Genomic DNA, 11,413 nt, shown 5'->3' on the forward strand with positions numbered 1-11,413 from the left:
CGCCCCCACCCGTTTCTCCATGACGTTATTATGTCAAATGCTCTAGCCGGTCCGCCACGACCTTGGGCGGCACGCCCCGGCGAATCAGCAGGCTCGCCGCCGTGTGCCGCAGGTCGTGGAAGCGCAGACGCGGTTCACGGCAATTCAGTCGCTCCCTAGATCAAGTACCTCTTCATCGTCATCGCTGCTGTAGTCGGGAATGTAATCCTTGATTAGGTGCCCGAAGAACAAAGGGGCCGGGAATTTAGTCCATCCGTCGTAGTGGGCATAACGTCGTCGCAACTTCGATGTGATGTCCACAATCCCACGCAGGCTCAGCCCACCCGCGCTGATCACCGCCACCTCAAGAGCCTCGGGGGTGGCATATCCATCCGTGTGCGGGGCGAGTTCTCGCCGCGTGTCGCCTCTACCGATTTTGATGGTCTTCAGCGAACCCGACATGCCGCGTGTGGGCTGAAGGTTGGTCGCTCCTATGCTCAGGAACGTCGCCCCGACCGGATTCTCCAAGCCTTCAGCCTCGCCGATCAGATAGGTCTCACTCTCCGTCCAGCGCGGAGTTGGGAACCTTACGCCCGCGACCTCGACCTCCTGTTCGCCCTGACGCAGCACCTTAGCGAAGGGGTCCAATGTCCGCAGCCGCAGCAGCGTCAGGTTCGGCCAGGACTTCTGAAGGCGAGAGGGGCTCTCCCTGGGTTCGAACCGCAGATCGTCAAACTCGATGTACTTGTCGTACAACCCAGGCCAGAAGGCGCTGACTGTGTCGCCATCGATGAACACGATCTCGGCCAGGCCGTCACTCTTACCTGTATCCGCTTCGTCGAGCAGTGCATTGAAGAAGGTCTGTACCTTCTGCCGGTCCCCCCGCTCTCGGGGGTTCAGCTTCGATGTGCTGCCCTGAAGCTGGAATGTCGCCTCGCGCAGGGAGACCCAGCCAGTCGCCCCGCTCGGCAGTAGCAGGTTCGCTTCCGTCTGCTGGGAATCCAGGTCAACCCGCAGGCCCATCGGCACAGTCGTCGGCTCATTGCCCTGGCCCCGCCGGCTGTTCACCGTCGCGACGGTCAGCGCCAGGATGCGTCCTCGCATGGCCGGCGTGCCGGCGCTCAACTCTCCAGAATCGTCGTTCACCGGCACTAGGATGCCCAGGGACTCCCACACCAGATCCTGGAACGCCCGGATGGTGCGCCGGATGAAGTCCTTGTCGTCCTTGTCCTCCTGGATGGGCCTCAGGTACTGCGCGTGCACCTTCAAATTCTTCAGGATGGCCACTTTGGACGCCCGCTTGTTCACCGGGTCGTTGACGTCGTCGCCCTCTCCGCGCGGCACGATCAGCATCACGCCGTCAAAGGGGCCCTGCAGTTCCCGCAGGAAAGAGGTCCATCTCTCCAGCCGGCGCGCGGCACGTTCGGCCGGTCGGTCACCCGGCCCTGGGAGAGAACTGACGGAGCCGTACGTCTGCTCGGGCATGGCCTGCCGCGTGATTACAACGTCCTCTCCGAGGGCCTTCACAAGAATCTCCGCCGCCCTTACCGCGCTCGCGTCATGCCCCGCGGCATGCAGCAGCAGCAGACGGTAAGGCTGGACGTAATGCTGCTGCATGCGCCGCCGTTCCACATTCGCCCAGTCCCTGGCCGCCTTCAGCTTGTCCGCAACATACTTTGCTGCCGTCCCTGCGTCGATCTGCTTCTGCGTCGGTTGCGGTTCGGCGAAGAGGGCCTGAAAATCCTCGACGGGCGTCTGCGCCTGCTTGGCACCAAGCCCCTCGATCCGCGTCAATCCCGTCATGGGGCGTAGGCCGTAGGGGTCAAGTTCGGCGGCCGCGATACCGAATGCCAGGAAACGGTCGACGTCGAGGGCGCCGGTAGCCCCACCCTTAACCCCGCGTCCCTGTCGGGCGACCGCCAACACCTGGCACTCCGCATGGATGAGCAAGGCGGGCGCCACTCGGCGCTCCTCCAGGGGGTGTTCGGGCAGCGTGGTGTACCGCTGGCGAAGTCCCACGTAGTCCAGGCCGGGAATACCGTTCAGGTGCTGCTTCCAGTCGATCTGCAGGGTAATGACACCGGGATTTGGCTGCTGACCCGTGCGTGCCGGCATGGCATACAACGTCACCTTCCCGTGGTAGGTGTTGGCGTTGTCGGTCCACTGCCGACGGGACAGTTCCATCACCAGCCTTGGCATCCGCTGGCCCGCTACGGTCTTTGTCCGGAATTTCACCACGTAGGACGTAGGCAACGCGCCAGCCTTGCTTCCGGCCACGAACGGGTCGGTCATCAGTTCCGCGCTGTTGGTGGAGGTGTCTCGCGACACGACCCGCCGCATCGGCCCACGCCCGGGGAACAGTTCCACGCCGTCTAGTGCCTGGGCCGCCAGGTCAGCCAGGTCGCGGTGACTGACCACCTCGCCCGGGCGCTTCGGGTCGAAGGTGATGTGAGCGAAGTCGAAAGGGCCCTCCCTCACCCAATCCAGCAGGCGGTGCCGGGTGTCGTCCTCCAGGTCGGTGATGTGGTTGACCCAGGTGGCCAGCGCCTGCCGGGCAGCCCGCCCGGCCTCCTGCGGGGAAGCGCTGCTGATTAGCAGCGGCAGGCGCGCCCTGGTCAGCTTCCACAGGTTCGTCTCCACCCGCAAGATATCGGGTACCCGGGTGCCCAGCAGCAGTCGCAGCATTGTGGTGGGCACCCGGCCCTGCTCGCTTCCCCGGGTCGCCTTGCGTCTCCTTTCGACCTCGTTCAGGAACTCCAGGAACTTGGGCTTGAAGGTGATGCCCGTCGCCTCGTATGTCTGTACGGCCGCCTGGTCCTGGGCAAACTCGAACATGGTGGGCAGACCGCCGTCCAGGCGTGCGGCCAGATCGGCGATTTTCTGCGCGGCTGACGGACCGATCCGGGATTCAGGATCGAGTGGCCGGGCGGCGAAGACGGGTCGGGGGCGCTTGGCGCTGCTGCGGGCTGGAGCGGTCCTGGTCATCGGTCACGTCCTTTCGGGGGGCAGGGGATTTCAGTACTCGTCGAAGTAGTCTTCCTGGTCCGGCTGCCAGTCCTCCTGGCCCCAGGTACCACCCTCACCGTCGTCCAAGTCAGCAGGATCGGTCAGCAGGCCCCGGGTGTGCTGCAGGGCGGACGCCAGGCTGCCGTACAGCGCCTGCATCACCTCGCGCTCGTGCGGATCGCTCGCGTCGCAGCCTTCCTGCAGTAGCTGGACCATCCCGGCTAGGACGCTGGTGCGCGGCCGGTCGAGGCGCCCCTCGACGCTCTCCGGCGCCCATGCGGCATCGACGAAATGCACTTCGGCGTCCGCACCACCGCGGATGGCGCGCCCGATGGTCTGCCACACCGGAACGACCAAGTTCGCGGTAAAAGCGAGCAGGGCCTCCCTGGGAAGCTGGCTAACCTGTTGCGGCCGCTCCAGTAGCTTCTTGATGATGTGGTAGAGACGTGCGCGGTGCTGGCGGTGCCGCTCCACCGCCTCGCTGAGCGAGGCCCCTTCCAAGTCGGCCGCATCGAATTCCTCAGTGGCGCGGTTGACCAGGGAGTGGAGCAGGGTGGTGTCGCCGACGACCGGGTGCGGGCGCACCAGGAAATACATGACGCCGATGGCCGCCAAGTCGCGTTCCGGACTGTCCCCGCCGAGCACCATGTTCACGCCGCGCCCGATAGCCTGCATGGGAAACACCAGGAGCGACACGTTGTCCCGACGGGCGGCCCCTTCGATCTCCGCACGCAGCACCAGATCGCTCCGCCCGGATTGCCTGGCCCGGGCCAGCCCGACGCTGCGGGCGTGCAGGTCGGGATTCGCTTGCCGCAGGGTGTCCAGCACCTCGATTACCTGGTCGTAACTGTTGACGACCAGCGCAGCTTTGCGGGGCCGGCCCGGCGGGCTGATCCGCTCGGCGATGGTCGCCAGATCGCGTTCCAGCTGCGAACCCAGGGGATTGCCCGGGCTGCTGCGCCTGGCCAGCGCGTCAACGACCCTGCGCAGGTTCTCGCTGCGATGTTCCCCCGCCCCGCTGACGCGGATGGCCTGCCCGTTCTGGTCATGCTGCGGCGTAAAGTTGAGGCTGAGCTTCCCCTGACGGCCCTCTCGGATGGGGAGCAGCAGGTACCCGGGCGGGGTGGTGCTGTGGAAACTGCTGCTCTGCGGGAGGTAGGAGGTGGCGCTCGTAATCAGGACGCCCAGGCCGGCACGGCTGAGGCGTTCGGGGAGCAGACGAGTCACACGGTCCTGTACGATCATCTCCACCTGGTTGTCGTCATTGTCGCCCCGCAGGAAGCTGATCGCGGCGAAGTTGCCCAGCAGGCTGGCAGTGGAGTAGTCGCCCAGACCCTGCCCGGCCTGGTCGGGCAGGTATGTGTGCTTAAAGGCCTGGTCGACCCCGCCCGCCAGGGCTCGCATGAGGCGAACGTCCGATACCAGCAGCGTGATCAGCATCAGCAGATTGAGCATCCACTGGCTGCGCCCATCAGGTTCGAAGCCCAGCAGCAGTGCGATGGCCTGCTCAAGTTCGGTGAGGGCCTCTGTGCGGGCCTCGTCGGACGTCGGGTACGCCTCGAAAGCGCGGCGCATCATCCGCTGCGCGGTGCGAACGGTCTCGGAATCGATGCCCAGCAGGCCTGCCACATGGTCGGCCTGGGTGGGCGCACTGTCCCGGCGGAAGGCGACGTCGTACACGGTCGTGTCCCAGAGCTGCGCCAGCGGGGTCAGTGCATCGTGTGAAATGCGCAAACCGTGCAGCCGGATGAGGGAGTAGAAGACGGTGCGGGCATTCAACAGCTGCCCGGAGAATTCCACGGCTCGCGGGTCGCGGATAACCTCCACGAATTCACGCAGGTTGTCGTTCATCTGGTTGGCCGCCTTCAGGTACGTGCTGGTCGGCCCGTGGCGGCGCGTCTGCTGGTTGTAGGCCAGGCCCAGTTCCGCATTGGCCCCCTGCAGGCCATTACGGCCTAGGAAGGGAGTGCGGAGCAGCGACTGACCGTCGAGGTTGGCCTGAGCATCGTCGGCTTCATCGATAATCACCAAGTCCATGACTTCCGGCAGGAGCTCCGCGTAACTCAGGCGCCGGGCGGTCAGGTGCGCGGGAACGCGGGCGGTCGTGGACAGCACGTGCCCCAGCCATACCTTCGCCCCGACGAGCTGCACGTGGTTGTGGACGCGTCCGCAGCGAGAAAACAGCGGGCACAGGTGCCGGGCCTCGTCATCCTGGCCTCTGCGGGTAACGCGGGGAAGCATGACAACCTCGCAGGGCGGGGCCACGTCCGGCCTCCAGTCGTCCCAGACGTCCTCTTCTTCGCCAGTCGCGTAGGCCCGCAGGCTGCAGCCACGCGCGAAACGCTCCATCCCGGGGACAGTCAGGCCGAAGCCGCTGCCTTCAGGGTCGCCGGCGGCCACGACGCCAGCAATCCGGTCGGCGTGCCCTTCATGGGTGTCGTGACTCCGGCCGACCAGTAGGGCCACGTCGTCATCCGGGAGGTAATGGGTGAGCAGCTCAAGCTGCTGGCGAGCCACTTCGATGGCCGTGGTGAACACCGCCACGCGCTGATCCTGGCGGGCCATATGTACGCACAGAACGTTGATCAGGGTAGTCTTTCCCGCGCCCGGCAGTCCGATCAGGTGGTTCAGGCCGGCCAGCGAGAGGGAGTCACCGTCAACGAATCCGGTGTCCCCGCGGACACGCAGCTTCAGCTTACCGATCGTGCCTGCCCAGTCGCGGAAGGGGCGGCCGGCCAGCCGGTCCGCGTCGTCCATCCACGTTGCGGTCCTCTCTAGGTCGGCAAGGGGGAACTCCAGCGGTTTATCCGACTTGCGCGCCTGATGCATCGGCGCCACTGGCGGGACTTCCTCAGCGGGAATACGGAGACGCACGTCCGCCAGACCGGGATGCACAACGAGCGTCTGGTCGGGTGGCGCCGACATGAGACCGTGCAGGGGGGCGTCCGGCGGGGTGTTCAGTTCGGCCAGTTGCAGACCGAGGTTGACCTCATGCGTGGCTCTCCGACGGAAGCTGAGGTTCGCCGGGGTCAGGTCATAGGAGAGTTCGATCTCGTCCCGGGTGTCCGCCAGCTGGGCATTCATCATGGCGGCCCGGATGGATTCCTTGCTGAGCAGACGCGGCAGCAGTTCGAGTTGACGAAGGTGGCGCAGGGCCGCCCGCTGCCCGGACAGGACGGTCATGTCATCGACTGATTGGTACGCGCTGAGCAGGAGCGGCAGCGCCTCGAGTGAATCTTCCCCGACCTGCTCCATCAGCAGGCAGGCCCACTGGATCTCGCCGGCTCCCTTCCAGCTGCTCGTCATGCCCGGCCTCCCCTACCGAAGGTCCTCAGGACGTCCCCCTCAGTCATCACCTCAAGGTCAATGCCCAGCTCACTGAATTCCTCGCGCAGCTGATCGCGCCTGGCCTCGCCGTGGGCGGGCGTACCCCGGTCGGTCACGACCACAATGGCGCGCCTGTAACTAGCAAGGCCCCCGCGTGACTTCTGGAAATGCTTGGCCAAGGTGGTCATGCGGCGGTGGTCCTTCAGGTCAAGTCCCACCTCGTGATCTCCGCCGATGGCGATGTCTGCCTCATCCTCATGGGGGTAGAGATCTACGTCCTCGCGGACTTCCCGCAGGGCGTCAAACAGCTTCAGCTCGGCGCGGCCAGGGTTCACCCAGAAGTAGACCAGCTCGCGCCGAAGCGCCCACAAGTCGGCAGCAGACATGGGGTCGCTGAAGTCAGGTAAACTGTCCTGCACGCGGCAGAGTTCAGATGAGCAGTGGGGCGTGGGGCCTTGCTGGACCACGCTGTGGCAGCGGTCACAGCGCCGGACACTCTCCCCGCGGCCCCCCACGGGGCGGTACATCTCGCGCAGGAGTGGGCCCAGCACCGGCTCGACGGTGATGTCGTCCAGCTCGTCTGTCAATTTTTTCAGTTCGGCGTCTGTGGCGGCCGGGTGCTCGACGATGAAGCGGCGTAGCATCGTGTAGGCCCGAGCACGCCACTTCGCGTTGGTAACGCTGCCCAGGGTGGCGCGCAGCTTGTCATGCCACTCGTTCTCTCGAAAGTTATCGAGATCCCCTCCCTCCTGCGCCAGGTCGATGCATTCGGGGGTTGGAATGCGGTATTCCGGGTCGATCAGAACGAGGTCGTCCATGCCCGTGACCTCGGACAGCAGGGTGGCCGGTGCCCAGTCCTTGAGCGGCTTGCAGGCGTCAGCGACCAGCCGATGCAGGCTGTCGGCCACAGCCACCTGCCCTGAAGCGATCTGCAGGCGGGAAATTCGCGCCTGCGCACGCAGCAGTAATACAGGAGTAACGGTGCGGCCCTGCTCGTCTCGAGCGTCAAGGATCGCGCCCCTGCGGCTGTTGTTGTGTTGGCGCACCAGGCCTGCAGCCAACAGACGGAGCGTGTCCAGGGCATACGTGGAGTGTTCAGGCATGTTGCCTCAGAGGATATGTTACCGTGCGAACAATCCGCAAGATTTCTGTTAATGGCGAATTGAGGTACTCAGAGAGTGCGACACCGTACCCTCAGCAGCATGCTGCCCAACCACTGCGATCAGGCCCGTCCCCTCCAAAGCATTGACGTCCTAATCGGCGTTGGGTCGAACAAGACCTCCACCATTATCACTTTCGTAGACGCCGACCCACTTGCCAGCACCCGCAGCTTCGTGGCCAATCTCTCCACCACCTACCACCGCTACAAGCTCCGCACCTTCGCTGCTGATTTCGAGGGGCCTGAAGATCAACCCGCATACCAGGCCCTGAGACACACCCTGGGGGAGCTCCTGGAAGTCACGGCCGCCACCGCGGCCGCCGCCATCCAAGCCCCAGCGACCCTCCCCGCCTGGCTGATCCGTTACCAGAATCGACACCTCGACAGTTGCGTCAACGCTCTCCGTGAAGACAGGGCGCTGCCCCTCCCTTCCACAGTAGACGGTCCGCAAGAACGCACCTACGCCGAGCTGCTGGACGAAATGAGTGTCGGTCACCCGGAGCTGCGATCCGCACTGGAGGCCGGGGGGCGGCACATCTTCGAGGCCTATGCCGACACGGCATTAAGGGATGAGTACAATGCCCTGAAGCACGGCAACCGGGTCGCCACCAGCAACTTCCGCGCGCAGACGGATGGGGCAGAGTTCTCCTACGAACGCGCCTTGATCTTCCAGGCACTTCACCGGATCGACACACAGGGGAGCGCCGGTCACGTGCTGCAGTGGAGCATTCACCCGGTAGACCTACCCAGCCTGTACGCCCAGATTGACCTCTGCTTAAGGTGGCTGGACGTGCTGCATTGGACACTGCGATGGCTACATGATGTGGACGCCACCGCTCCCCACCCGGGGTACCCTTCCCTGGAAGACGTGAACAGGGTCTGGGATTCAGGGTCGCACGTCATGGTCTTGACCCAGCAGGTCACCTCCGGATCGCGCCTGCTCGATGACGGGCACCGGAGAACCGCCGTGCCGCTTAGCGCCGACCTTACCCTTCCGGACGGCGCCAAGCGCCGAGAACGGTAAGCGACCCCTATTTGGCTTGTGCAGCCGTCCCGGAGTTCCTGGCAATCCGGACGGTTATCGATCTTGGTCTAACGAAGCACTGTCCTCCTCATCCTGTGCTTCACCCTCGTAAGCATCGACCAGCTGATGCAGGATGCGCGTCGTTCTCGGGAACTGAGCGAGCAGAGGAACGGCGTGGTTCCTGAACGTTTCAGCCAAGGCCTGCTCCTGTTGGCCACCCTCGTAGGCCCGCTTGGTCACGATGCCACGACCGTTACGGACGGCAAGAACGATGAGGCGGTCGAGGCGATCAGAACCTCCCACCAATTAGGAATGATCTGCACAGTGGCGTCGTGGTGATTCTCAGTGACGATTAGGGTCATCTTGTCGAACACCATGCTGTAAGCGGCCACTTGTGCGGGCAGGCGCTTGAGCGTGTCTTTCTCACTTTTGACCTTATACCCCCTAATCACACCGTTCACGTGTGGTCACACTAATACGCCGTCGAGGCACCGGGACGTGGCCATATGAAAGGGGCTTCCTCAACCCAGCCCCCGTCTCGTTTGGTTGGTCATAAACAAACGCTTAGGTGACTGAGCCAGGGAAGTGATCTTCTCAGGGACTTGTCTAGATAGATTTCTGAAGGCACTTCTTCCTGGCACGGTCCAGATGGGAGGAGCCATCCATCCTTCCGGACGGCGTCCGCAGACGATCTGACTGTTCCTCATGGAAGCCGCTGGTCCAGCGCGACGTTCGAGGTCAGCTTGAAGAGGTTGTCTTAACTTGGCGCCCAGCGCAGGCCGTGGTGGGCCAGCCACGCCCAGAAGTGCACCCGCCTCAGCAAGTCGATTGCGACCAGGTCACCCGCGCCCGGGGTGTGGGGTGCAAATGGCGCTCAAGCTGACCGGGCAGGGGACGGCCGGAAGGAGCGGGAGGGAGGCTTGGAAAAGGAGGGGCGGTTCAAGAGGGCGAAGGCACACCGACTGGATGAGCTCCCTCACCTGGGCCGAGCATCCCCAAGACTCGCAGACGCCGTACAGGCAGCAGCTTTACCGGTCGGGCAGCGGAACGACCTCCCGCAGCCTGATTTCTGAATCGGTCTGTCCGAAGGCGCCCGTTCGGATCTCACCGGTGAACTCCACCGCCACGGTCCTGCGCCGGGCACGAACGTCGAGTACCCTGATGGCCGCGACGAGCCCCAGCTTCTGAAGGGAGTAGACGGCGAGCAGTTGCGCGAGTTGGGCCGTCTCCGCGGGACTTCCACGGCTGCGGGCCGCGAGAGCGACGACCCCCTGCTGAACATCGGTGGGAAGGGTCGTCCAGCCCGTGATTGGTGGCCGTCCCGTGAGCACTTGCCGGATAAGGTGTTCTGACTCCTGGGCTGGGACTCCGAAGTGAACCCCGGAGGATGCGTTTCGCGAGGGCCTCAGCTGGAGCGTGACCGTCGTTCTGCCTGCCCGGTCCGTCACCTCCTCGTAGTCCACGACCTGGACATCTCTTCCCGTCAGGTGCTCGGCGAAGGGAATCGTCGTCCACGACCCCTTCTTTTCACCGATGGTCCTCAGCCTGGCGAGCTGCTCCTGGGTCTTCGCCTTCACCTCCACCGTCAGGTCGTCGCCCCGCCTCACCTGGTGGGCGAAGTACACGTGGTCTTCGAGCAGCACGAGGTGACCGGTGGTGCGCTTGGGGGCGGGGCGAGATTTGGTCCTGGTCGGTCCCGCAGGACTGGTGCCCGGCGGCTGGCCCCGCCCCGCCCGGGCGGCCTTCAACTTGTCAATGACTTCACCAACGATCCTTGCGGCCCCCTGGCGTTTCTGCAGGTATCCGATGGTGTGGGGCATCCCGGGCAACTCCGTCTCGTCGATCCGGATCGGGATGATGTAACCGCCTCCCTGCTGCGCATCGCGGGCCTGGGCGCTCCTGCGCTCAACGCCAGGCCACACGTTCTCCTTGTACGCCCTCGAGACGAACATCAGACAGAGCTCCGACTCGCGGTAGAACACCTCGTGCAGGACATCTGGACCCGCCTCGCCCAGAAGGCGGGTTCTTGCCTCCTTGTTCTGATCAAAGAAGGTCGGGTAGCGCCTGCGTCTGAGGCCACGGTTCACGGCGGCCGCGAACTCCCGGTCCTCGCCAGCGAACGTCAGGCAGAAGGCGTACCGGTAGCTTCCGGCGCTCCTCTTCCGGATCTTGAGGCTGGAATGTTTTGGCGGTGGCGTTCCGCGCCCTGCCGTGCCGAGCAGCCTCTCGACGACCTGACCCCGCAGCCGCAACTGGGCCTGCACGTCCTTCAGCGTGGTGAACCTCATGTGGCCGAGCGCGCGGAACTCGGCAACCACCTTCGCCCCCTGGGGGGCCTGCCCCAGCAACTGCACCGCCCGGCGATTCCAGGTCTGGATGTCTGCCTTCAGCCTCTCGGCCCTGCCGGACTTGTCGAACCGCTCCGGCGTGCGGCGCCTCAACACCGGCTGGAGGCCCTCAAGATGCCGTGCAAGCTCGTCGCGCCAGGTCATCACACCACGTCCATGGCCAGGAGCAGCGTCACCGCGACCAGCAGGCCATAAAAAAGACCCAGCGTGCGGGAGAACATGGCCCTCGCCCAGGACCGCGCGTCGAGCGGCTGCAACTGGAAGTCGAAGGGCTCGGCACGGCCGAGTCTCAACGCCTCGAAACGGCGGCGGTACTCGTGCTCCCGCGCGAGGAAATAAGCGTTCAGCATCCAGAACATCAGGGTGGGTACGCCAGCCAGGGCCGCCAGCCGGGTCTGGCCCGTCGCACCAGCGAAGGTGAGCAGCCCGACCGTCAGGGTGACGGCCCAGCCCTTCAACAGAAAGCCGTGCCCGGAGAGACGGCTGATGATCCCCTGTAACAACTCCAGGGATTTCAATTGCTTTTCTGACATCTTTCAGTTTACGCGGCATAGTGCTGGTTCTCGTCCC

At 64.6% G+C, this 11,413-nt stretch carries 8 protein-coding genes; 1 reads left to right on the forward strand and 7 read right to left on the reverse strand.

Annotated elements, in window-relative coordinates:
• Window positions 1-28: 28 nt before the first annotated feature.
• The 4 genes from QOL99_RS10770 to QOL99_RS10785 are packed head-to-tail and all read right to left on the reverse strand — an operon-like array spanning window position 29 to window position 7,415.
• Window positions 29-148, reverse strand: a complete 120-nt coding sequence (locus tag QOL99_RS10770) for a tyrosine-type recombinase/integrase (protein WP_326522585.1) — start codon at window positions 146-148, stop codon at window positions 29-31.
• The gene (locus QOL99_RS10775) at window positions 145-2,964 is read right to left on the reverse strand and encodes an RNaseH domain-containing protein (protein WP_285523749.1); all 2,820 of its coding nucleotides are present in this window, start codon (window positions 2,962-2,964) and stop codon (window positions 145-147) included. The genes QOL99_RS10770 and QOL99_RS10775 overlap by 4 nt, the downstream gene beginning before the upstream one ends.
• A gap of 30 nt (window positions 2,965-2,994) precedes the next feature.
• On the reverse strand, window positions 2,995-6,291 hold the full coding sequence (locus QOL99_RS10780) for a hypothetical protein (RefSeq protein ID WP_285523751.1): 3,297 nt from the start codon (window positions 6,289-6,291) through the stop codon (window positions 2,995-2,997).
• A complete protein-coding gene (locus QOL99_RS10785) occupies window positions 6,288-7,415 on the reverse strand; it encodes a restriction endonuclease-related protein (protein WP_285523753.1) in 1,128 nt (375 codons plus the stop codon). Before QOL99_RS10785 ends, QOL99_RS10780 begins: the two co-directional genes overlap by 4 nt.
• A gap of 99 nt (window positions 7,416-7,514) precedes the next feature.
• Between QOL99_RS10785 and QOL99_RS10790 the strand changes: the two genes are divergently transcribed.
• Entirely contained in the window at window positions 7,515-8,495 is a 981-nt protein-coding gene (locus QOL99_RS10790; protein ID WP_285523755.1) for a hypothetical protein, read from the forward strand.
• Window positions 8,496-8,731: 236 nt separating this feature from the next.
• Here QOL99_RS10790 and QOL99_RS10795 read toward each other — a convergent pair whose 3' ends face one another.
• The 3 genes from QOL99_RS10795 to QOL99_RS10805 all read right to left on the reverse strand — a co-directional run bounded on the left by QOL99_RS10795 (window position 8,732) and on the right by QOL99_RS10805 (window position 11,376).
• A complete protein-coding gene (locus tag QOL99_RS10795) occupies window positions 8,732-8,956 on the reverse strand; it encodes a hypothetical protein (protein WP_285523757.1) in 225 nt (74 codons plus the stop codon).
• A 567-nt stretch (window positions 8,957-9,523) separates the two neighbouring features.
• Window positions 9,524-10,987 carry a toll/interleukin-1 receptor domain-containing protein gene (locus QOL99_RS10800; protein WP_285523758.1) on the reverse strand — a complete coding sequence of 488 codons (1,464 nt, stop codon included), beginning with the start codon at window positions 10,985-10,987 and terminating at the stop codon, window positions 9,524-9,526.
• Window positions 10,987-11,376: a hypothetical protein gene (locus tag QOL99_RS10805; RefSeq protein ID WP_285523759.1), complete on the reverse strand. Its 390-nt coding sequence runs from the start codon at window positions 11,374-11,376 to the stop codon at window positions 10,987-10,989. Before QOL99_RS10805 ends, QOL99_RS10800 begins: the two co-directional genes overlap by 1 nt.
• Between the last annotated feature and the right edge of the window lie 37 nt (window positions 11,377-11,413).

It is taken from the genome of Deinococcus rhizophilus (assembly GCF_030271215.1).
In the GTDB taxonomy this organism is placed as follows: domain Bacteria; phylum Deinococcota; class Deinococci; order Deinococcales; family Deinococcaceae; genus Deinococcus; species Deinococcus rhizophilus.